The sequence below is a fragment of the Paraburkholderia kirstenboschensis genome, assembly GCF_904848585.1.
GTDB lineage: Bacteria > Pseudomonadota > Gammaproteobacteria > Burkholderiales > Burkholderiaceae > Paraburkholderia > Paraburkholderia kirstenboschensis.
Window position 1 is genome coordinate 74257 of sequence record NZ_CAJHCR010000008.1, and the last position, 23320, is coordinate 97576.

General features: G+C 60.5%; 21 protein-coding genes. All 21 read left to right on the forward strand.

Annotated features, from left to right (window positions below; all coding sequences use genetic code 11):
• Positions 1-53: 53 nt before the first annotated feature.
• Complete coding sequence (locus JMY24_RS20970) at positions 54-1268, forward strand: ABC transporter substrate-binding protein (RefSeq protein ID WP_128596051.1); 1215 nt, start codon at positions 54-56, stop codon at positions 1266-1268.
• Positions 1269-1434: 166 nt separating this feature from the next.
• Positions 1435-2319 carry a branched-chain amino acid ABC transporter permease gene (locus JMY24_RS20975; protein ID WP_020067410.1) on the forward strand — a complete coding sequence of 295 codons (885 nt, stop codon included), beginning with the start codon at positions 1435-1437 and terminating at the stop codon, positions 2317-2319.
• Positions 2319-3290 carry a branched-chain amino acid ABC transporter permease gene (locus tag JMY24_RS20980; protein ID WP_164853627.1) on the forward strand — a complete coding sequence of 324 codons (972 nt, stop codon included), beginning with the start codon at positions 2319-2321 and terminating at the stop codon, positions 3288-3290. The genes JMY24_RS20975 and JMY24_RS20980 overlap by 1 nt, the downstream gene beginning before the upstream one ends.
• 515 nt (positions 3291-3805) lie before the next feature.
• Complete coding sequence (locus JMY24_RS20985) at positions 3806-4972, forward strand: ABC transporter substrate-binding protein (protein WP_128596049.1); 1167 nt, start codon at positions 3806-3808, stop codon at positions 4970-4972.
• 386 nt (positions 4973-5358) lie between these two features.
• Positions 5359-6519 (forward strand): ABC transporter substrate-binding protein, encoded by a 1161-nt coding sequence (locus tag JMY24_RS20990; protein ID WP_027776908.1) that lies wholly within the window; start codon positions 5359-5361, stop codon positions 6517-6519.
• Positions 6520-6719: 200 nt separating this feature from the next.
• Positions 6720-7775, forward strand: a complete 1056-nt coding sequence (locus JMY24_RS20995; RefSeq protein WP_128584489.1) for a branched-chain amino acid ABC transporter permease — start codon at positions 6720-6722, stop codon at positions 7773-7775.
• Positions 7776-7779: 4 nt separating this feature from the next.
• Positions 7780-9564: a branched-chain amino acid ABC transporter ATP-binding protein/permease gene (locus JMY24_RS21000; RefSeq protein ID WP_201702828.1), complete on the forward strand. Its 1785-nt coding sequence runs from the start codon at positions 7780-7782 to the stop codon at positions 9562-9564.
• 11 nt (positions 9565-9575) lie between these two features.
• Positions 9576-10328: an ABC transporter ATP-binding protein gene (locus JMY24_RS21005; RefSeq protein WP_193414766.1), complete on the forward strand. Its 753-nt coding sequence runs from the start codon at positions 9576-9578 to the stop codon at positions 10326-10328.
• Between the two features lie 162 nt (positions 10329-10490).
• Positions 10491-12449 carry a tRNA uridine-5-carboxymethylaminomethyl(34) synthesis enzyme MnmG gene (gene mnmG / locus JMY24_RS21010; protein ID WP_128584486.1) on the forward strand — a complete coding sequence of 653 codons (1959 nt, stop codon included), beginning with the start codon at positions 10491-10493 and terminating at the stop codon, positions 12447-12449.
• On the forward strand, positions 12446-13129 hold the full coding sequence (gene rsmG / locus JMY24_RS21015) for a 16S rRNA (guanine(527)-N(7))-methyltransferase RsmG (protein WP_128596048.1): 684 nt from the start codon (positions 12446-12448) through the stop codon (positions 13127-13129). Before mnmG ends, rsmG begins: the two co-directional genes overlap by 4 nt.
• A gap of 78 nt (positions 13130-13207) precedes the next feature.
• Entirely contained in the window at positions 13208-13999 is a 792-nt protein-coding gene (locus JMY24_RS21020) for a ParA family protein (protein ID WP_128596047.1), read from the forward strand.
• An 18-nt stretch (positions 14000-14017) separates the two neighbouring features.
• Positions 14018-14905, forward strand: coding sequence for a ParB/RepB/Spo0J family partition protein (locus JMY24_RS21025; protein ID WP_128596046.1), 888 nt, complete (start codon positions 14018-14020; stop codon positions 14903-14905).
• Positions 14906-15486: 581 nt separating this feature from the next.
• Positions 15487-16026, forward strand: a complete 540-nt coding sequence (locus tag JMY24_RS21030; protein ID WP_128596045.1) for an ATP synthase subunit I — start codon at positions 15487-15489, stop codon at positions 16024-16026.
• Between the two features lie 155 nt (positions 16027-16181).
• Complete coding sequence (gene atpB, locus JMY24_RS21035; protein ID WP_128584482.1) at positions 16182-17033, forward strand: F0F1 ATP synthase subunit A; 852 nt, start codon at positions 16182-16184, stop codon at positions 17031-17033.
• An 81-nt stretch (positions 17034-17114) separates the two neighbouring features.
• Positions 17115-17384, forward strand: a complete 270-nt coding sequence (gene atpE, locus JMY24_RS21040) for a F0F1 ATP synthase subunit C (RefSeq protein WP_006050844.1) — start codon at positions 17115-17117, stop codon at positions 17382-17384.
• A 138-nt stretch (positions 17385-17522) separates the two neighbouring features.
• Positions 17523-17993: a F0F1 ATP synthase subunit B gene (locus JMY24_RS21045; protein ID WP_106284870.1), complete on the forward strand. Its 471-nt coding sequence runs from the start codon at positions 17523-17525 to the stop codon at positions 17991-17993.
• Between the two features lie 2 nt (positions 17994-17995).
• On the forward strand, positions 17996-18535 hold the full coding sequence (locus tag JMY24_RS21050) for a F0F1 ATP synthase subunit delta (protein WP_128584481.1): 540 nt from the start codon (positions 17996-17998) through the stop codon (positions 18533-18535).
• 56 nt (positions 18536-18591) lie between these two features.
• Positions 18592-20133, forward strand: a complete 1542-nt coding sequence (gene atpA, locus JMY24_RS21055) for a F0F1 ATP synthase subunit alpha (RefSeq protein WP_128584480.1) — start codon at positions 18592-18594, stop codon at positions 20131-20133.
• A 139-nt stretch (positions 20134-20272) separates the two neighbouring features.
• Positions 20273-21157, forward strand: a complete 885-nt coding sequence (gene atpG, locus JMY24_RS21060; RefSeq protein ID WP_128584479.1) for a F0F1 ATP synthase subunit gamma — start codon at positions 20273-20275, stop codon at positions 21155-21157.
• A 127-nt stretch (positions 21158-21284) separates the two neighbouring features.
• Positions 21285-22679 (forward strand): F0F1 ATP synthase subunit beta, encoded by a 1395-nt coding sequence (atpD, locus tag JMY24_RS21065; protein ID WP_128584478.1) that lies wholly within the window; start codon positions 21285-21287, stop codon positions 22677-22679.
• Between the two features lie 159 nt (positions 22680-22838).
• Positions 22839-23264, forward strand: coding sequence for a F0F1 ATP synthase subunit epsilon (locus JMY24_RS21070; protein WP_027799204.1), 426 nt, complete (start codon positions 22839-22841; stop codon positions 23262-23264).
• Positions 23265-23320: the final 56 nt, after the last annotated feature.

The window sequence follows — 23320 nt, forward strand, 5'->3', positions numbered from 1 at the left end:
AACGCGCGCCCGATTGCCTCTGATAACCACAAGCGTTGAACCAGGAGACAGGAATGAAAAAGAACCCACTCGCGCGGCTTGCTTCAGTTTGTTTCGCGGTCGCCGCCGGCGCCGCCATCACGATGAGCAGCGCGCAGGCGGCTGACGATGCAGTAAAGATCGGCTTCGTCACGGATATGTCGGGGTTGTATGCGGATATCGACGGTCAGGGTGGCCTTGAAGCCATTCGCATGGCCGTCGCCGATTTCGGCGGCAAGGTGAATGGCAAGCCGATCACGGTGCTGTATGCGGATCACCAGAACAAGGCCGATATCGCGGCCTCGCGTGCGCGCGAATGGTTCGACCGCGAGGGTCTCGATCTGCTGGTAGGCGGCACGAACTCGGCAACGGGACTTTCCATGAACACCGTCGCCGGCGAAAAGCACAAGGTGTATATCAGCATCGGCGCGGGCGCCGACACGCTGACCAACGAGCAATGCACGCCGTACACGATTCACTATGCGTACGACACTACGGCGCTCGCGAAGGGCACGGGCTCCGCGGTGGTGAAGCAGGGCGGCAAGACGTGGTACTTCCTGACTGCCGACTACGCGTTCGGCAAGGCGCTCGAAAAGAACACCGCGGACGTCGTGAAAGCGAGCGGCGGCCAGGTGCTCGGCACGGTGCGCCATCCGCTGTCGGCGTCGGACTTCTCGTCGTTCCTGTTGCAGGCGCAGTCGTCGAAGGCGCAGGTTCTCGGCCTCGCCAATGCGGGCGGCGACACCATCAACTCGATCAAGGCCGCGAAGGAATTCGGCATTACGAAGAGCATGAAGCTCGCCGCGTTGCTGATGTTCATCAACGACGTGCATAGCCTCGGTCTCGAAACTACGCAAGGCCTCGTGCTGACGGATAGCTGGTACTGGAACAAGGACGCGAACACGCGCAAGTGGGCGCAGCGCTACTTCGACAAGATGCGCAAGATGCCGTCGAGCCTGCAAGCCGCTGACTACTCGGCGACCATGAACTATCTGAAGGCCGTGCAGGCAGTCGGTTCGACCGACGCCGACAAGGTCATGGCGCAATTGAAGAAGACCAAGATCGACGACTTCTACGCGAAGGGCTACATCCGTCAGGACGGCAGCATGATCCACGACATGTACCTGATGCAGGTGAAGACGCCGGCGGAGTCGAAAGAGCCGTGGGACTACTACAAGATCACCGCGACGATTCCCGGCGAGCAGGCGTTCACGACAAAGTCGGAAACCCGCTGCGCGCTGTGGAAATAAACGCGGGCTGAAGAGCTGACTGACGGCTGGCTGTCCGCGCGCCTGCGGGCAGCCGTCCGTCTCTGTTCTTTTCATATGCCGAGCGCGGCCAGCGTCATGAGCGCTTCTCGCGTGCCGGCCGGATCGCGCACAACCGATCTCACCCTGACGATGGGTTAAGGCTTCAATGGACATCTTTGGCATTCCGCTTCCCGCGATGCTGAGCCAGTTGCTGCTCGGGCTCGTGAACGGCTCGTTCTACGCAATTCTGAGTCTTGGTCTTGCGGTGATCTTCGGCTTGCTGAACGTGATCAACTTCGCGCACGGCGCGTTGTTCATGCTCGGCGCGATGCTCGCGTGGATGGGGTTCTCATACTTCGGCGTGCCGTATTGGGCGATGCTCGTGCTTGCACCGCTGATCGTCGGCCTGTTCGGCGTCGCGATCGAACGCTCGATGCTGCGTTGGCTTTATAAGCTCGATCATCTGTATGGGCTGTTGCTCACGTTCGGGCTCACGCTCGTCGTCGAGGGCGTGTTCCGTTCTATCTATGGTTCTTCGGGCCAGCCGTACGACGTGCCGTCGGCGCTTTCGGGCGCGACCAATCTCGGCTTCATGTTCCTGCCGAACTATCGCGCGTGGGTGGTGGTGGCTTCGCTCATCGTTTGCTTCGCGACGTGGTTCGTGATCGAGAAGACCCGGCTCGGAGCCTATCTGCGCGCGGGGACCGAAAACCCCAAGCTCGTCGAGGCGTTCGGCATCAACGTCCCGCTGATGATCACGCTCACCTACGGCTTCGGCGTAGCGCTCGCCGCGTTCGCCGGCGTGCTGGCCGCGCCGGTTATCCAGGTTTCGCCGCTGATGGGCCAGCCGATGATCATTACCGTGTTCGCGGTAGTGGTGATCGGCGGAATGGGTTCGATCATGGGTTCGATTCTCACCGGACTGATGCTCGGCGTAATCGAAGGACTGACGCGCGTGTTCTATCCGGAAGCGTCGGCGACCGTCGTGTTCGTCATCATGGCGCTCGTGTTGCTCGTGCGTCCGGCGGGTCTCTTCGGCAAGGAAAAATGATGCAGAGAAAAGTACTGTACGGTTTGCTGCTGGTGGTGCTCCTCGCGGTGCCCGTGCTCGGCATCTATCCGCTCTTTGTAATGAAGGTGATGTGCTTTGCGCTCTTCGCCGCCGCGTTCAATCTGTTGATCGGCTACACCGGGCTGCTCTCGTTCGGGCACGCTATGTTTCTCGCCTCGGCCGGCTATGTCACCGGCTATGCGATGCAGACGCTCGGCTTCTCGCCCGAGCTGGGTGTGCTGGCCGGCACGGCGTCGGCGACGTTGCTTGGTTTCATCGTCGGCCTCTTCGCGATCCGGCGCCAGGGCATCTACTTCGCAATGGTGACGCTCGCACTCGCGCAGATGGTCTACTTCGTGTTCCTGCAAGCGCCGTTCACACATGGCGAAGACGGCCTGCAAGGCGTGCCGCGCGGCAAGCTCTTTGGCGTGCTGGATCTTTCTTCGGATGTGGCGTTGTACTTTGTAGTGCTGGCGGTGATGGTGCTCGCCTTCCTGTTGATCGTGCGGATCGTGCATTCGCCGTTCGGCCAGGTGCTGGTCGCGATCAAGGAGAACGAGCCGCGCGCCGTGTCGCTTGGCTACGATACCGATCGCTTCAAGTTGCTCGCGTTCGTTCTGTCGGCCGGCCTCGCGGGACTCGCGGGCTCGCTGAAGGTCGTGGTGCAGGGCTTCGAGACGTTGAGCGACGCTTACTGGACCATGTCGGGCCTCGTGGTGTTGATGACGCTTGTCGGCGGCATGGGCACGTTGTTCGGACCGCTGCTCGGCGCGGCGTTGATCGTCGCGCTCGAGGATCGGCTCGGCGATATCGGTGGCGCGCTCGCGTCGACAACGGGCATCGAGTGGTTCCGTTCACTGGGTGAATCGGTGACGATCGTGACCGGCGTGATCTTTATTGCGTGCGTGCTTGCCTTCCGACGGGGGATCGTGGGCGAGATCATCGCGCGCGTACGGCCGCTGCGCGCGTGAGATGCCGGTCACACGAATGATTGCTTCGACGTCCGATCTAATTGCGCTGCCATGCAGTATGACGACGATAGCTCGCTTGAGCCCTTATTTACGCATCGTGCGGCAACGCCGGTTAAACTTGCCCCAATTTTGTGCCGCAGTGCACCACTAGGGTAATTGCTAGTTGTGGCACGCGGGGTGCTCGTTTAACCTTCATGCAGTTCTGATGCACCACGAATTTGCAGGTGGAGAACGAGGAGACATGAGGCACTAAGTGCCCACACGAAAGCGCTGTTGGATTGATATCCAACAGCGCTTTTTTTATTTGGTTTTTCGAATTGCCTCATTCAATTCCTTTGCTAAGTCGGTGACTGTTTTATGTCTCCGATAGTTGCTCAATTTTCCCACGCTACCGCCCTGCAAAGTGCTTGCCGCGGGCGGCTCACGCCGCTACACTCCTTATTCACCGACCGCTGGGTCGGGATTTAAATCGCGAATTTAATCTGAATTGTTTTAACGGGGCATAGAGGAGCGGGATGAAGTCGGCATTGCGTTGGATCAGTGCGGCATTGGTCGCCACGGGCATTTCGGCTGCATGGAGCAGCCATGCATTTGCAGATGTGAAAATCGGCGTCACCGTGTCGGCAACGGGGCCGGCCGCATCGCTAGGCATTCCGGAAAAGAACACGGTCGCGCTGCTGCCCAAGGAAGTGGCCGGTCAGAAGATCGAATACATCGTACTGGACGACGCGACCGATTCGACGCAAGCCGTCAAAAACGCCCGCAAGCTCACGAGCGAAGATCATGTCGACGCGCTGATCGGCTCGACCGTCGTGCCGAATTCGCTTGCCATGATAGACGTCGCCGCTGAGAGCACCACGCCGGTGATTTCGCTGGCCGCTGCGGCCAGCATCGTCGAGCCAATGGATGCGAAGCGTGCGTGGGTCTTCAAGACGCCGCAAAACGACATTCTCATGGCTACTGCCATCGCTCAGCACATGTCCAATCATGGCGTGAAGACGGTGGCATTCATCGGCTTCTCAGACGGTTATGGCGAAAGCTGGTTCAAGGAATTCAGCAAGGCCGCAGATCTGGCAAAGATCAAGGTTGTCGCGAACGAGCGCTTTGCGCGTAATGACGCTTCCGTCACCGGCCAGGTATTGAAGATCGTGTCGCAGAACCCAGACGCGGTGTTGATTGCGGGCGCCGGCACGCCGGCCGCGTTGCCGCAGAAAACGCTCCGCGAGCGCGGCTACAAGGGCAAGTACTATCAGACGCACGGCGTCGCGAATAACGATTTCCTGCGCGTGTGTGGCAAGGACTGCGAGGGCACATATCTGCCCGCCGGCCCGTTGCTCGTCGCTGAGCAATTGCCTGATTCGAATCCGGTGAAGAAGAGCGCGCTCGCCTATAAGCGGGCGTATGAAGCCGCCTATGGCGCCGGTTCCGTGTCCACCTTCGGCGGTCACGCATGGGACGCTGGCCTGCTGCTGCAACGTGCTATTCCGCTCGCACTGAAGAAAGGCCAGCCCGGTACGCCGGCATTCCGCGAGGCGCTGCGCGCAGCGCTCGAAGGAACCAAAGAGCTGCCGGCGTCGCACGGTATCTTCAACATGAGCGCGAACGACCATGCCGGTCTCGATCAGCGGGCGCGCGTAATGGTGAAGATTGTCGGCGGCAAGTGGAAGTTGTCCGGCGACTGAGCGAAGGCGAAGCGATAGGGGACCCCATAACAAAAGACGCGTGCAGTTTGACGCGTCTTTTTTATTGCCCACGTCGCAGGAGAAGTGTGGTTGTGCGGCTTCAGGACAAACCCGCATTTGGGTCGCAGTCTATTGACCGTCAATGACGCGCAACGCAATACTACTAACATGTTAGTGTTTTGTGCACGCCGGTTCGGCGAGGCACTCAGGAATCGCAGCAGCAGGCAGTGACGGCAGGCAGCAGGGAGTGACATAAAAACGGCGAAGGCATGCGTGTTGAGCAGGGAAAACCATGCTTGGCACGCCCGGAGCCGATAACTAGATTCAGACACCCGGCCCACGAGTCGGATAACAGATACGCGCTTCGCAGCGTTTGGAGACTTGCAATGACAAAGACAAAACAATGGGTACGCACTGGCATCGCGATGGCGTTGATGTGCGGCGCGGGCGCCGCCATCGCCCAGGTGAAGATCGGTGTAACGCTATCCACGACGGGGCCGGCTGCATCGCTCGGGATTCCTGAAAAGAACACGATTGCGTTGCTGCCGAAGGAGATCGGCGGCAAGACGGTGCAGTACATCATCCTCGACGATGCATCGGACACCGGCAAGGCCGTGCAGAACACGCGCAAGCTGATCGACGAAGACCACGTCGACGCGATTATCGGCTCGACAGTCACGCCGAATTCTCTCGCCATGCTCGATCCTGCTTCCGAGGGTAAGACGCCGGTGATCTCGCTCGCCGCTTCTGCCGCGATCATTTCGCCAATGGACGCAAAGCGTGCGTGGGCCTTCAAACCGCCGCAGAACGATAGTCTGATGGCCGACGCGATTGCTGATTACATGGAGCATCACGGCGTGAAGACGGTGGGCTTCATCGGCTTCGCGGATGCGTACGGCGACAGCTGGAACAACGTATTTACCGCCGCCGCCAATGCACACAATCTGAAGATCGTTTCCAACGAGCGATTCAATCGCACGGACGCTTCGGTGACCGGCCAGGTGCTGAAGACAATGGGCGCGAATCCCGACGCAGTGTTGATCGCTGGCTCAGGCACACCGTCGGCGCTGCCGGCGAAGACGCTCAAGGAGCGCGGCTACAAGGGCAAGGTGTATCAGACGCACGGCGTCGCCAACAATGACTTCCTGCGCGTATGCGGCAAGGACTGCGAAGGCGAAATTCTGCCGGCTGGCCCGATCCTCGTCGCCGACCAGTTGCCCGAGTCGAATCCGGTGAAGAAGTCCTCGCTGGCTTACAAGGCTGCGTATGAGAAAGCGTATGGCGCGGGTTCGGTCGCGACCTTCGGCGGTCACGCATGGGACGCCGGCCAGATGCTGCAACGTGCGATCCCTGAAGCGCTGAAGACGGCACAGCCGGGCACCGAGGCATTTCGCGTGGCACTGCGCAGCGCGCTCGAAAGCATCAAGGAACTGCCGGTCTCGCACGGCATCATGAACACGACGACGACCGACCACAACGGCCTCGACAAGCGCGCACGCGTGATCGTGCAGATCGTCGACGGCAAGTGGAAGCTGCAGAACGACTAATACAAAAGCGGTACGCGCCTCTCGCGAAGTGCGGCATATGACGCCGCATTGCCATTCTGTTCGACGACAATGGCACCGACCGCCGCGCCGTGCTCCAGCGCGGCGGTCGTCTTTCAGGCATTGCAGTTCGATGGACGGCTGCGGGTTGCGCCGCCACGACTGTTTCCAGTTTCGATTTAGACGCTTCAGGACGAGGAAGTATGGATCTATCAATTGCGGCGATCCTCGCGCAGGACGGCATCACCACGGGCGCCATCTACGCGTTGCTTGCGCTCGCGCTGGTGCTGGTGTTCTCCGTGACGCGGGTGATCTTTATCCCGCAGGGCGAGTTTGTTTCGTATGGCGCGCTCACGCTCGCCGCGTTGCAAACACAGAAGTTTCCGGCCACCTGCTGGCTGCTGATGGCAATGGGCGCGGCCTGCTTCGTGGTCGAAGTGGCGGGGCTCGTGCGGCACGCCGAGCGGCGCCGGCATGCGGCTCGCACGCTGGCTCTACTGGTCGGTAAATATCTGCTGTTCCCGGTGGCGGTTTATGCGATCACTCAAGGGGTTTTCCTGCACCCATTGCCGATGATCGCGCAAATTGCGTTGACGCTCCTGATCGTGATTCCTATGGGCCCGTTCGTGTACAGGCTCGCGTATGAGCCGATCGCCGAGGCGACCACGTTGTTGCTTCTGATCGTCGCGGTGGCGGTGCACTTTGCGATGGTCGGCCTCGGCCTCGTGATGTTCGGCGCGGAAGGCTCGCGCACGACGGCGTTTTCGGACGCGACCTTCAACGTGGGTAGCCTGTCGATTTCGGGCCAAAGCCTGTGGGTCGTCGGGACAGCCGTTGTGCTGATCGGGGCGCTGTATCTGTACTTTGACCGCTCGATTTCAGGCAAGGCGTTGCGTGCGACCTCGGTGAACCGGCTCGGTGCGCGCCTTGTCGGCATCGGTACGACGCAAGCAGGGCGTCTCGCGTTTACGCTCGCAGCGGGGCTCGGCGCGCTGTGCGGCATCCTTGTGGCACCGTTGACCACCATCTACTACGACTCGGGCTTCCTGATCGGTCTGAAGGGCTTCGTGGGGGCGATTATCGGCGGGCTCGTCAGCTATCCGCTGGCGGCGGCGGGCTCGATCCTCGTCGGCCTGCTGGAGTCGTATTCGTCGTTCTGGGCTAGCGCCTATAAGGAAGTGATCGTGTTCACGCTGATTATCCCGGTGTTGCTCTGGCGCAGTCTTGCCAGCCCGCACGCTGAAGAGGACGAGGAGTGATGCGATGAAACGGATCATGAAAAACAAGTTCTTCTGGCTGTTCCTCGTCGTCCTGTTCGCGTTGCCGGTGTTGCCGCAACCGATTCACGTTCCCGAGTACTGGGTGACGCTCCTGAACTACATCGGCCTCTATTCGATCGTGGCAATCGGGCTGGTGCTGCTCACCGGTATCGGCGGGATGACGAGTTTCGGGCAGGCCGCGTTTGTCGGCATCGGCGCGTATGCAACTGCGTACCTGACGACGCGCTTCGGCGTTTCGCCTTGGCTTGCGCTGATCGCCGGGGTGCTGGTGACGGCGCTGATCGCCTTGATTCTCGGTCTCGTGACCATGCGTCTCTCCGGTCACTTTTTGCCGCTTGGCACGATCGCCTGGGGGCTCTCCCTGTTCTATCTGTTCGGTAACCTGGAGATGCTGGGCAAGTACGACGGCATCAACGGCATTCCGGTGCTGAATGTTTTCGGTATCGATCTGGAGTCGGGCCGTCATATCTATTACCTGATCTGGCTGGTCGTGCTCGGCGCGGTTGTCTCGGTTCAGAATCTGCTTAATAGCCGGCCGGGACGGGCCATTCGGGCTTTGCGCGGCGGCGGCATGATGGCCGAAGCCATGGGCGTGAATACGGCGTGGATGCGCGTCGTTATTTTCGTCTACGCCGCGGTGCTGGCGTCGGTTTCCGGATTCCTCTATGCGCATTTGCAGCGCGCGGTGAATCCGACGCCGTTCGGCCTGAATCACGGCATCGAGTTTCTGTTCATGGCGGTGGTGGGCGGTGTGTCGCACGTTTGGGGCGCAGTGCTCGGGGCGGCAATCCTCACCGTGCTACAGGACTATCTGCAAACGCTGCTGCCCAAGCTGTTGGGCGAGAACGGCAACTTCGAAGTGATCGTGTTCGGCATTCTGATGGTGCTGTTGCTGCAGTACGCACGGCAAGGCGTTTGGCCGTTCGTCGCGCGCTTTTTCCCGCGCGGCCCGCGCGCGCATTTGCCCGATCAGGCTGAAGCTTTGCCGCAACGCAGCAAGCCGGCGGGCGGCGAGAACCTGCTGACGGTGAACAAGGCGCGCAAGCAGTTCGGCGGGCTGATAGCGGTGAACGACGTTAGCTTCGAAGTCAAAGCAGGGCAGATCATAGGCCTGATCGGACCGAACGGCGCCGGCAAATCCACTACGTTCAATCTGGTGACCGGTGTGCTGCAGGCGACAAGCGGCGAGATCACCTTCCGCGGCGAGCGCATCGACGCGCTTAGTTCACGTGAAATCGTCAAGCGAGGAATTGGCCGCACGTTCCAGCACGTCAAGCTGCTGCCCGGCATGACGGTGTTGGAGAACGTCGCGATCGGCGCGCACTTGCGCGGGCATGCAGGCGTCTGGCGAAGCATCGTGCGCTTGAACAGCGTGGAAGAAGCGCGCTTGATGGCCGAGGCCGCCCGCCAGATTCGCCGCGTCGGCCTTGAACAACACATGTACGACGAAGCCGGAAGCCTCGCGCTGGGTCAGCAGCGGATTCTCGAAATCGCTCGTGCGCTGTGCTGCGACCCGACCTTGCTGCTGCTGGACGAGCCCGCGGCCGGGCTGCGGTATCAGGAAAAGCTGCAATTGGCCGATCTACTGCGCCGGTTGAAGGCGGAAGGCATGAGCGTGTTGCTGGTCGAGCACGATATGGATTTTGTAATGAATCTGACTGATCGACTGGTCGTGATGGAGTTCGGCACGCGTATCGCCGAAGGCTTGCCGCAGGAGGTGCAGCAGGACCCGGCGGTGCTCGAAGCGTACCTCGGCGGAGTGGAGTAATGGAGAACCTCATGAACGCAGCTGCACCCATTCTCGACGTGAACGGCTTGTCCGTCCGATACGGCAAGGTCGAGGCGCTGCACGGCGCTGCCATCAAGGTGCGAGCCGGGCAAATTGTGTCGGTGATCGGCCCAAACGGCGCGGGCAAGTCCACGCTGCTCAACGCCATCATGGGCGCGTTGCCGACCACCGGTCATGCGAAGGGCGCGGTCGTGTACCAGGGCGAGGATGTCAGTGCGGTACCGGTGGAGAAGCGCGTGGCTCGCGGCATGTGTCTGGTGCCTGAGAAGCGCGAGCTTTTCGCGTCGATGAGCGTCGAGGACAACCTGGTCCTCGGCGCCTATCGACGCAAGCGTGCAGGTGAGCGCAACTTTCTGGACCAGATGGAGCCGGTGTTCCAGCTGTTTCCGCGTCTGAAGGAACGCCGCAAGCAGGCAGCTGGAACATTGTCCGGTGGCGAGCGACAGATGCTCGCGGTCGGGCGCGCTTTGATGGGCAAGCCGGATCTGCTAATGCTGGACGAGCCCAGCTTGGGCCTCGCGCCGCTTATCGTGAAAGAGATTTTTCACATCATCAGCGCTCTGCGTCAGACGGGAGTGGCGACGCTTTTGATCGAGCAAAACGCTCGCGCGGCACTGCAAATTTCCGACTACGGTTATGTTCTCGAAACCGGAGAGCTAGCGCTGGAGGGCGCGGCGTCGGACCTTGCACAGAATCCTCGGGTTATTGAAACCTATCTGGGGCTTGCTAAAAAGGCAGCGTAGGCAGTCTATCTTTCGACTTTTAAGCGGCGTGTTTCACGTGAAACACGCCGCTTTTTTTGTTGCTTAGCCATTCGGCCGAATTCGGGCCGAAACCGAACCCGTTATAATTCGCCCATACTTTTTCTATGAAGGCTCACGCGACGATCTGGCGTGAGATCCGCGATGCTTTTTCCCACAGAATTTGACGTAATCGTCGTCGGCGGCGGCCACGCCGGCACTGAGGCCGCTTTGGCCTCGGCGCGCATGGGCAACAAGACGCTCCTGCTGACTCACAACATCGAAACGCTCGGTCAGATGAGCTGCAATCCGTCGATTGGCGGCATTGGCAAGGGTCATCTGGTCAAGGAGGTCGATGCGCTGGGCGGTGCCATGGCAGCCGCGACGGACGAAGGCGGTATCCAGTTCCGCATCCTTAATTCCTCCAAAGGCCCGGCTGTCCGCGCGACGCGTGCTCAAGCAGACCGGCTCCTCTACAAGCAAGCGATCCGACATCGGCTCGAGAATCAGCCAAATCTGTGGCTCTTTCAGCAAGCCGTGGACGACCTGATGGTTGAGGGTGATCGCGTGGTCGGCGCAGTTACGCAGGTGGGAATCCGTTTCCGCTCGCGGGCCGTCGTATTGACGGCGGGGACCTTCCTGGACGGAAAGATCCACGTGGGACTGAACAATTACACAGGTGGCCGCGCCGGCGATCCGGCGGCTGTGTCGTTGTCAGCGCGTCTGAAGGAACTGAAACTCCCGCAGGGGCGCTTGAAGACCGGCACGCCGCCGCGAATTGATGGTCGGACCATCGACTTCTCGCAGCTTGAAGAGCAGCCGGGCGATCTCGACCCGGTGCCGGTCTTTTCGTTTCTCGGCCGCGCTGAGCAGCATCCGCGGCAGGTGCCGTGCTGGGTCACGCATACCAACGAGCGCACGCACGACATCATCCGCGGCGGCCTGGACCGCTCGCCCATGTACACGGGCGTGATCGAAGGAGTGGGGCCACGGTATTGCCCGTCCATCGAGGACAAGATTCACCGCTTTGCATCAAAGGAATCGCACCAGATCTTTCTGGAGCCGGAAGGGCTGACCACAAACGAGTTCTACCCGAACGGGATCTCAACAAGCCTGCCGTTCGATGTGCAACTCGAACTCGTGCGCTCCATGCGTGGCTTGGAGCACGCGCATATCCTGCGTCCCGGCTATGCGATTGAATACGATTACTTTGACCCGCGTGGGCTCAAGGCGTCGCTGGAAACCAAAGTGATCAACGGCTTGTTCTTCGCGGGTCAGATCAATGGCACCACCGGCTATGAAGAAGCGGCGGCGCAAGGCCTGTTGGCTGGTATCAACGCTGGCTTGTTCGTGCAGGGCAGGGAAGCGTGGTGCCCGCGTCGGGACCAAGCCTATTTGGGTGTGCTGGTTGACGATCTGGTGACGCGCGGCGTCTCGGAGCCTTACCGGATGTTCACGAGCCGGGCGGAGTACCGGCTGAGTCTCCGGGAAGACAACGCCGATATGCGGCTGACGGAGGTTGGCCGCGAGCTTGGCGTCGTTGACGACGTCCGCTGGGATGCATTCAGCCGCAAGCGCGATGCTGTTTCACGTGAAACAGAGCGGCTGCGCACGACTTGGGTGAACCCCAAAACATTGTCGGGGGACGAAGCGACAGCCTTGCTAGGCAAGCCGATCGACCACGAATACAGCCTTGCGGATCTGCTGCGTAGACCCGGCGTGAGCTACGACGGTGTCTGTGCGTTGCGGGAAGGTGCTTGCGCCGCGCCCGACACGTTGGCTGACGACGACGTCCTACTGGCTCAGATCAAGGAACAGATCGAGATTGGCATCAAGTATCAAGGCTACATCGACCGGCAGGCGGACGAAATAGAGCGCAATGAGGCGCAAGAAGGTACGCGTCTCCCGGAAGGTTTGGACTATGCCGAAGTGAGGGGTCTGTCCTTCGAGGCGCGGCAGAAGTTGACGCAATTCCGTCCCGAAACCATCGGCCAGGCGTCGCGCATTTCGGGGATCACTCCTGCGGCTATTTCTCTGCTGATGGTCCACCTTAAGCGTGGATTGGGCCGCCGTCCTGCAAAAACGGGCGCACCGGGCGCGGATAGCAAGCCGGTGGCGCAATGACGTCCAGGCAGCAGGGAAGCGATCGAGAAGCGTTGTCACAACTTCTCGCCGAAGGCGTGCTCGAACTCGGGCTCGAGCTAAGCGATGCGCAACTGGGCAAGCTGCTTGACTATGTGGCGCTGCTGGCCAAGTGGAACGCCGTCTACAACTTGACGGCTATTCGCGATCCTCGGCAGATGTTGATTCAGCACATACTCGACTCGCTTTCGATCGTGCCGCACCTGGCGCAGCGCAACCCGAGCACGGTGCTAGACGTTGGCTCCGGCGGCGGTTTACCTGGCATCGTGTTGGCGATCGTTCGGCCTGACTGGGGCGTCACCGTGAACGATATTGTTCACAAGAAAACGGCCTTTCAGGCGCAGGCGAAGGCCGAATTCGGCCTGACGAATCTATCGGTCGTGACCGGACGCGTGGAAACGCTGCGGCCGGGCGCCGAAGTGTCGGCAAAGTTCGACGTAATTGTCTCCCGAGCATTCGCAGAGCTCGCCGATTTCGTTACACTGGCCCGTCATCTGGTGGCGGAGCGCGGCGCCATCATGGCCATGAAGGGCGTGCGTCCCGATGGCGAAATCGAGCGTTTGCCTGCAGGCGCCGACGTGAAGCAGATCGTCCGCCTCGACGTGCCGTTCCTCGACGCCGAGCGGCACCTGGTCACGGTTCTTGTGGACGAAGGCAGCTAAGCGTCGCCTCGCGTGTACGACGCCGTTCCAGATAGACGACGTAATCACTTCTTCAAGCAGCAAAGGGACACTCCAACGATGGCAAAAATTTTCTGCGTTGCGAACCAGAAAGGCGGAGTCGGTAAGACGACGACCACAGTCAATCTGGCGGCCAGCCTGGCAGCGCAGGGACAGCGAGTCCTTCTTATCGATCTGGACCCGCAGGGCAACGCCACAATGGGCAGCGGCATCGATAAGGCAGCGTGCGCCAACACCGTCTACGAGGTGTTGGTCGACGGAGTCGCGGTGGCTGATGCGCGGATGCGGCCCGAAGCCGTCGGCTATGACGTGCTGCCTGCCAACCGCGAACTTGCGGGAGCGGAAGTCGAGTTGGTCAGCGTGCAGAACCGCGAGCGACAGTTGAAGGTCGCGCTTGCGACAGTGGAAGGCGAATACGATTTCGTGTTGATCGACTGTCCGCCGGCTTTGTCGCTGCTGACGCTCAATGGCCTCTGTGCCGCGCATGGCGTAGTGATCCCGATGCAGTGCGAGTACTTCGCGCTCGAAGGGCTCTCCGATCTGGTCAACACGATCAAGCAGGTGCATGCAAATCTGAATCGCGACCTGAAGGTGATCGGATTGTTGCGCGTCATGTTCGACCCGCGGATCACGCTGCAGCAACAAGTCTCCGATCAATTGAAGGAGCACTTTGGCGACAAGGTGTTCGACGCGGTCATTCCGCGCAACGTGCGCCTCGCCGAGGCGCCCAGTTATGGTCTGCCGGGCGTGGTATTCGACAGGGCGTCGCGCGGCGCGCAAGCGTACGTGCAGTTTGGCGTGGAAATGATTGAACGGGTGCGCGCACTGAATGACGCGCCCCAAGCATCCTAAGCGGATCGAGGAAGCACGATGAACGCAGTAGCAAGAAAAAAGGGATTGGGCCGCGGCCTGGAAGCGTTGCTCGGCGGCAGCGCCGACATCACCGAGGCGGTGGTGATTGAAGGCGCGCCGAACGTGCTGCCGCTCAGCAAAATGCAGGCGGGGAAATATCAGCCGCGCACGCGCATGGATGAAGGCGCATTGCAGGAGTTGGCGGCCAGCATACGCGCTCAAGGCTTGATGCAACCGATCCTCGTGCGGCCGGTGTCGGCGGACAAATACGAGATCATCGCTGGCGAGCGGCGTTTCCGCGCGGCTCGCCTTGCTGGTCTGGAAGAAGTCCCGGTACTCGTGAAGGACGTGCCCGACCAGGCTGCCGCCGCCATGGCGCTGATCGAGAACATCCAGCGCGAGGACCTGAATCCGCTGGAAGAGGCGCAAGGCATTCAGCGTTTGCTCGACGAATTCAACTTCACGCACGAGCAGGCCGCCGAGTCGGTCGGCCGGTCGCGTAGCGCCGTGTCGAATTTGCTGCGCCTGCTCAACCTCGCGACACCGGTTCAAACCATGTTACTCGCTGGTGACCTCGACATGGGACATGCGCGCGCGCTGCTGGCGGTCGACGCAGCGACGCAGATCACGCTGGCCAATCAGGTGGTCAACAAGCGGATGTCCGTGCGAGAAACCGAGAAGCTGGTGACGGCGACCACGAAGGCGGCTCCAGCGGTCAAAGCGCGCGCCAACCCGGACGGCGGCCGCGATACGAGACGGCTGGAAGAAGAACTGTCCGATCTGCTGGCAGCAACCGTCAAAATCAAGCTCGGCCGACGCGGTCGCGGTCAGGTGCTGGTCGACTTCGGCGATCTGGATGCGCTCGAGGGTATCCTTGTGCGGTTGCGCGGAAACGCCACGGCCTGAGCTTCTGACGACCGGAGGTCCATGGTGTGAGCGGCGCGGAAGGGTGCTTGAGCGCCGCTCATGTACACTGCCGGGCCCAGCTGACCTGGGTTGGCTGAGCACCGGTTTTTGAGGGATCACAGCAGGCACGAAATATCTGGGAATCCTAACTAATTTCGAGTCAGTGGGCGCTCGAGTGGCCTAGGGCTTAGCGCGCGTTCGACTCGGGAAAACGGTAGCGTGCCTGTCGCGAACAGTCCGCAAAAGAAGCGGCGCGTCACGCGGGGTTGACCGCCTCATGATCGTCTGTTGCATTTTCGACACGGCCCCTTGAGCGGTTGCATGGACCGCTTGCTGCCAGTTAAACGGTTCAACGGACGCGCAGAAATTACCTTTGCATGACCGCCTTACAGTTGACAGGCTGACCATTCTTCCGAAGCTTTTTTCGCATCGCGGGGAGTCGTTTCGCACTGTTTATTGAACGGCCTAAAGTCTTGAATTGCCTGCAACTATCGCTTACAATCGCCCGGATTTAATTGCACGGCAACCCCGTAAGCGCAGCGAAAGCTCGCTGACCGGAACGAGACTTTCGGAACACTGCGATGGCGGTCAAAACGTCGAATCAAGCGCCTAAAAATGGGCGCGACGAACACCGCGACAAACGCACCGTTTCGGAGGCGTCCACCGCTCAGCAAGTCACGCATGAAGAACCGTGGGACGCCGAGCAAGACAATATCGTTCCGCTCACGCGGGCCGAGGCTGAAAAGCTGTTTGGTCCCAGTGTGAACCGACCATCGCGCGTTACCCCATTAAGGGTCGTGGCAGCGCAAATGGTCTTGTCCCTAGGTGCGACGCTGGTGTGGTGGCTGTTCTATGAGCCGCCGGGCGCTGCTGCGCTGTCCGCGTTCCTGGGAGGGGCGATATGCTGGGTGCCGGCTGCATTGTTCGCGGCGCGGCTGAGAACGCTGAGCGGCGCCGAAACAGTAATGAGCTGGATGATCGGCGAAGCGCTCAAGATGGGGACAACGATCGCGATGTTTGTAGCCATCGCCTTCTGGTATCACGACGTACGCTGGGTTCCGCTGCTCGTGACTTATCTCATCGCGCTCAAGACGTATTGGATCGCTTTGGCGTGGCGCTGAAGAGGCAACAGGTAACACCAGGATTCAAAGCTGGCGCGCGGCGCCGGCGAGAGTGTGCGGATAAGACAGGATCCGCACCCGGCGCGTTCCCGCAATAGCGTATTGCGGCGGGGCGGCCTAAGACGATTTTCGACAATTTGGGTGGCTTTAACGATATGGCAGCTAGCGAAGGCACGCGCGCAATGGATCCGTCCGAGTACATCGCGCACCACTTGCAGAACTTTTCCACCGGGCACCAGACGTCGATTTTCGACATCCATGTGTGGAATCTGGACACCCTTTTCTGGTCGATCGTTTGCGGTCTGGCCACCATCCTCATCCTGCACTTCGCTGCACGTAAGGCAACGTCCGGTGTGCCGGGCCGTTTCCAATGCGCGATCGAAATGCTGGTCGAAATGGTCGAGGATCAATCGAAGTCGATGATCCACGGCACGCGCACTTTCATCGCGCCGCTGGCACTGACGGTGTTCGTCTGGGTCGCGCTGATGAACGCGCTCGACTTTATTCCTGTCGACTTGCCGAGCCACGTGATCGGCTGGCTTGGTCTGTCAGAAGTCATCCCGCACCACCGCATCGTTCCGACTGCCGACCTGAACGGCACCATCGGCATCGCACTCGGTGTGTTCGTGCTGATGATTTACTACAACTTCAAGATCAAGGGCGCCGGCGGCTTCGTGCACGAACTGCTGTCCGCTCCGTTCGGCGCGCATCCGCTGCTGTGGATCCCGAACCTTGCACTGAACATCATCGAGTTCGTCGCGAAGACGGTCTCGCTCGGCATGCGGCTGTTCGGCAACATGTACGCGGGCGAACTGTTGTTCCTGCTGATTGCCCTGCTCGGCAGCATCTGGAGCTTCGGCGCGGACACGACGGTGCTTGGCTTCATCGGCCACGTGATCGCCGGCAGCGTGTGGGCAATCTTCCACATCCTGATCGTTCTGCTGCAGGCGTTCATTTTCATGATGCTGACGCTGGTGTACATCGGCCAGGCACACGACACGCACTAAACGGCGCTGTCGTTAAAGAATCGTAGTTTTTCAAATCCCAGTTCCAACCAGTTCTAAAAGACTTTTCACAAAGGAGTGATCATGCAAGCTTTCATCGCCAACATCCAGGGTCTGACCGCCATCGGTATCGGCATCATCATCGGCCTGGGTGCAATCGGCGCCTGTATCGGTATCGGCCTGATGGGTGGCAAGTACATCGAAGCATGTGCTCGTCAGCCGGAACTGATGAACCCGCTGCAAACCAAGATGTTCCTGCTGGCTGGTCTGATCGATGCGGCGTTCCTGATTGGCGTTGGTGTGGCAATGCTGTTTGCGTTCGCGAACCCGCTGCTGGCGAAGCTGGCAGGCTGAGGTTCCTCGGAAGTTTGCGCCTGAGCTATAACTGGTAAAGGCGCAGGGCGGAACGGGCACTCGGGCGCTGATCGAACACAGAATCGATGAGCGCCTTGCCGTTTCACTTTCCGAACTAGCAACGTTTAAGGAAACACCGTGAATCTCAACGCAACCCTGTTTGCGCAAATGGTCGTGTTCCTGATCCTCGCGTGGTTCACGATGAAGTTCGTGTGGCCGCCGCTGATCAACGCCCTCGACGAGCGCTCGAAGAAGATCGCTGACGGTTTGTCGGCTGCAGAAAAGGGCAAGGCAGAACTGGAAGCCGCTCACAAGCGCGTCGACCAGGAACTCGCTCAGGCTCGCAACGACGGTCAGCAGCGTATTGCTGACGCGGAAAAGCGCGCCGTGGCAGTCGCTGACGAAATCAAGGCTCAAGCACAAGCTGAAGCCGCTCGCATCATCGCGCAAGCGAAGGCCGACGCGGACCAGCAAGTCGTGAAGGCGCGCGAAACGCTGCGCGGTGAAGTCGCCGCGCTCGCGGTGAAAGGCGCTGAACAGATCCTGAAGCGCGAAGTCGACCAGGCAGCGCACGCTGACCTGCTGAATCAACTGAAAGCCGAGCTCTGATCATGGCCGAACTTGCAACCATCGCCCGTCCGTACGCAGAAGCGCTGTTTGGCGTGGCCGAAGCTGGTGACATCGCCGCCTGGTCCACGCTCGTGCAGGAGCTGGCACAGGTTGCGCGTCTGCCCGAAGTGCTGTCGATCGCCTCGAGCCCGAAAGTAAGCCGCGCCCAGGTCAGCGAACTGCTGCTGGCTGCGGTCAAGTCGCCGCTCAAGGACAACGCGCAAGCGAAGAATCTGGTGCAAATGCTGGTGGACAACCATCGCCTGCAATTGATGCCGGAAATCGCCGTGCAGTTCGAAGAGTTGAAGAACGCCCGCGAAGGGGCGGCCGATGTGCAGATCGTCAGCGCATTCCCGCTCGAGGGCGCGCAGTTGAACGACCTCGTCGCAAGTCTCGAACGCAAGTTCAAACGCAAGCTGAAGCCGACGGTCGAGATCGACTCGTCGTTGATCGGCGGCGTGCGCGTGACAGTCGGCGACGAAGTGCTCGATACCTCGGTCCGCGCGCGGCTTGCCAGCATGCAAACGGCTCTGACGGCCTGAAGCGCCTCGCGCTGAAGCGGCTGGCACGCAACAGAATTGACTATCAGGAGCGAATAATGCAACTCAATCCCTCTGAGATCAGCGAGCTGATCAAGAGCCGGATCCAGGGCCTTGAAGCGAGCGCAGACGTTCGCAACCAGGGCACCGTGATCTCCGTGACCGACGGTATCGTGCGTATTCACGGCCTGTCGGAAGTGATGCAGGGCGAAATGCTCGAATTCCCCGGCAACACCTTCGGTCTCGCACTGAACCTCGAGCGCGACTCGGTCGGCGCCGTGATTCTGGGTGAGTACGAGCACGTTTCGGAAGGCGACATCGTCAAGACGACGGGCCGCATTCTGGAAGTGCCGGTGGGTCCGGAACTGCTCGGCCGCGTGGTCGACACACTCGGCAACCCGATCGACGGCAAGGGCCCGATCAACGCGAAGAAGACCGATGCAATCGAAAAGATTGCTCCGGGCGTGATCTGGCGTAAGTCGGTTTCGGAACCGGTCCAGACCGGTCTGAAGTCGATCGACGCAATGGTGCCGATTGGCCGCGGCCAGCGTGAGCTGATCATCGGCGACCGCCAGTGCGGCAAGACCGCAGTCGCAGTCGACGCGATCATCAACCAGAAGGGCAAGAACCTCTTCTGTATCTACGTCGCGATCGGCCAGAAGGCTTCGTCGATCATGAACGTGGTGCGCAAGCTGGAAGAAACCGGTGCGCTGGAATACACGATCGTCGTGTCCGCTTCGGCTTCGGAATCGGCTGCGATGCAGTACCTCGCACCGTACGCGGGCTGTACGATGGGCGAATACTTCCGCGACCGCGGTCAAGACGCGCTGATCGTGTACGACGACTTGACCAAGCAAGCTTGGGCATACCGTCAGATCTCGCTGCTGCTGCGCCGCCCGCCGGGCCGCGAAGCCTACCCGGGCGACGTGTTCTACCTGCACTCGCGTCTGCTGGAACGTGCGGCTCGCGTCTCGGAAGAGTATGTCGAGAAGTTCACGAACGGCGAAGTCAAGGGCAAGAGCGGTTCGCTGACGGCACTCCCGGTCATTGAAACGCAAGCCGGCGACGTGACCGCATTCGTTCCGACGAACGTGATCTCGATTACCGACGGCCAGATCTTCCTGGAAACCGACCTCTTCAACGCAGGTATCCGCCCGGCAATTAACGCCGGCGTGTCGGTGTCGCGCGTGGGTGGTGCGGCTCAGACGAAGGTCGTGAAGAAGCTTTCGGGCGGTATCCGTACCGACCTCGCGCAGTACCGTGAACTCGCGGCGTTCGCGCAGTTCGCATCGGATCTCGACGAAGCGACGCGTAAGCAGCTGGAGCGCGGTCGCCGCGTGACGGAACTGCTGAAGCAGCCGCAGTATCAGCCGCTGCAAGTGTGGGAACTGGCCATTTCGCTGTTCGCAGCGAACAACGGTTACCTCGACGACCTCGAAATCTCGCAAGTCCTGCCGTTTGAAAAGGGCCTGCGCGAATACCTGAAGTCGAGCCACGCTGACCTGGTCAAGCGCATCGAAGACAACAAGGAACTCTCGAAGGACGACGAAGGCCTGCTGCACACGGCCGTCAAAGACTTCAAGAAGTCCGGCGCTTATTGATCTGCGAGTGATCCGCAAGGCATAAACGGACCTTGAAGCGGCGCGGGCCGCATGCGAATGCTCCCGCGCCGCTTCGATCGCTTTGCATGGGACCCGAGTAAGCGCTGAAGCACTAACTCGGGCCGACAAGGAGCAAGCAATGGCTGGAATGAAGGAAATTCGCGGCAAGATCAAGAGCGTGCAAAACACGCGCAAGATCACGAAAGCGATGGAGATGGTGGCCGCATCGAAGATGCGCCGCGCTCAGGAGCGCATGCGCGCTGCTCGCCCGTATGCCGACAAGGTCCGCGACATCGCTGCGCACATGAGCCGTGCGAACCCTGAGTATCGTCACCCGTTCATGGTGTCGAACGAAGGCGCGAAGACGGCGGGCATCATCCTCGTCACGACCGATAAGGGTCTGTGCGGGGGCATGAATACCAACGTGCTGCGTTCAGCGCTGCAGAAGTTCAAGGAACTGGAAGGCCAGGGCAAGACGATCGAAGCAACTGCGATCGGCACCAAGGGCTTGGGTTTCCTGAACCGCTTGCGCGCCAAGGTGGTGTCGAATGTCGTGCAGCTGGGCGATACGCCGCATCTGGAAAAGCTGATCGGCGCGGTGAAGGTTCAGCTCGACCTGTACTCGGAAGGCAAGGTTTCGGCGGTGTATCTCGCGTACACGCGCTTCGTCAATACGATGAAGCAGGAGCCGGTGATCGAGCAACTGTTGCCGCTGGCGGCAGATCAATTCGAGCGCAAGGAAGAGCAGGGCGCGACGCCGACCACCCAGTGGGACTACATCTACGAGCCGGATGCACAGGCAGTGGTGGACGAACTGCTGGTGCGTTATGTCGAGGCGCTGGTCTATCAGGCCGTCGCGGAGAACATGGCGTCGGAGCAGTCGGCCCGTATGGTCGCAATGAAGGCCGCTTCGGACAATGCGAAGACGGTCATCAACGAACTGCAGCTTGTTTATAACAAGAGCCGCCAGGCCGCGATCACGAAAGAACTGTCGGAAATCGTCGGTGGCGCGGCGGCCGTCTGACCTTGACGGTCAGGCATGTCGCCTTGCGTGCGCCCCCGTGGCGCACCGTCCAGGCAACCGGTCTGGGCGATTCCATCGAAACAGCGCCTTTGCGCGAGTGAAGAATTGAGTATCTAAAGGAAAAGCGATGAGTACTACTGCTTTGGTAGAAGGCAAGATCGTACAGTGCATCGGCGCGGTGATCGACGTGGAATTCCCGCGTTCGGACATGCCGAAGATTTACGACGCGCTCATTCTCGAAGGTTCGGAACTGACCCTCGAAGTCCAGCAACAGCTGGGCGACGGCGTTGTCCGTACCATCTGTCTGGGTGCATCGGACGGTCTGCGTCGTGGCACGGTCGTCAAGAACACCGGCAATCCGATCAGCGTGCCGGTCGGCAAGCCGACGCTGGGCCGCATCATGGACGTGCTGGGTCGCCCGATCGACGAAGCCGGCCCGATCAACTCGGACGTCGTTCGCGGCATTCACCAGAAGGCTCCGGCGTTCGACGAACTGTCGCCGTCGACCGAACTGCTCGAAACCGGCATCAAGGTTATCGACCTGATCTGCCCGTTTGCCAAGGGCGGTAAGGTCGGTCTGTTCGGTGGCGCCGGCGTCGGCAAGACCGTGAACATGATGGAACTGATCAACAACATCGCTAAGGAACACGGTGGTTACTCCGTGTTCGCCGGTGTTGGCGAGCGTACCCGTGAAGGGAACGACTTCTATCACGAAATGAAGGACTCGAACGTTCTGGACAAGGTCGCGCTGGTGTACGGCCAGATGAACGAGCCGCCGGGCAACCGTCTGCGCGTCGCACTGACCGGCCTGACGATGGCTGAGCACTTCCGTGACGAAGGCCTCGACGTGCTGTTCTTTGTCGACAACATCTACCGTTTCACGCTGGCCGGTACTGAAGTGTCGGCACTGCTCGGCCGTATGCCGTCGGCAGTGGGCTATCAGCCGACGCTGGCTGAAGAAATGGGCAAGCTGCAAGAGCGTATTACGTCGACCAAGACCGGCTCGATCACGTCGGTTCAGGCCGTGTACGTCCCTGCGGACGACTTGACCGACCCGTCGCCGGCTACGACTTTCGGCCACCTGGACGCAACCGTCGTGCTGTCGCGTGACATCGCTTCGCTGGGTATCTACCCGGCAGTGGACCCGCTCGATTCGACCTCGCGTCAGATCGACCCGCACGTGATCGGCGAAGAGCATTACTCGATCACGCGCAGCGTTCAGCAAACGCTGCAGCGCTACAAGGAACTGCGCGACATTATCGCGATTCTGGGCATGGACGAACTCGCGCCGGAAGACAAGCTCGCCGTGGCGCGCGCTCGTAAGATTCAGCGTTTCCTGTCGCAGCCGTTCCACGTTGCTGAAGTGTTCACGGGCTCGCCGGGCAAGTACGTTCCGCTGAAGGAAACGATCCGCGGCTTCAAGATGATCGTTGAAGGCGAGTGCGACCACCTGCCGGAACAAGCGTTCTACATGGTCGGCACGATCGACGAAGCCTTTGAAAAGGCCAAGAAGATCCAGTAAAGGTCGGGTGTAACGAAGCGGGCGCCGGCCTCGCGCGTGATGACTGCCAACAGTAGTTGTCCGCAAAGCCGGTGCCTCTCACTACGCTTAACCCAGCCTTGCACGGGGCCAGAGTGAGCGCTAAAGCGCTAACCCTGGTCGCCACAGGAGTCGACACTTATGGCAACCATTAAAGTAGACGTCGTCAGCGCGGAAGAGCAGATCTTCTCGGGCCAGGCGAAGTTCGTCGCGCTGCCGGGCGAAGCAGGTGAACTCGGCATTCTGCCGGGCCACACGCCGCTCATCACCCGGATCCGTCCGGGTGCAGTGCGCATCGAAGCTGAGAACGGTGACGAGGAGTTTGTGTTCGTCGCTGGCGGCATCCTCGAAATCCAGCCGGGTGCAGTGACGGTTCTCGCCGACACGGCAATTCGCGGCAAGGATCTCGACGAAGCCAAGGCCGAAGACGCGCGCAAACGTGCGGAAGAAGCGCTGCAGAACACCGGCTCGAACCTCGAATACGCAACCGCTCAGGCGGAACTGGCGTACGCGACGGCTCAGCTTGCTGCGATCCAGCGTCTGCGCAAGCTGCGCGGTCAGAGCTAAGCAACACGTATCAGAGAAAAGGCAGCCCGCGTGGCTGCTTTTTTTTGGCCTTCACT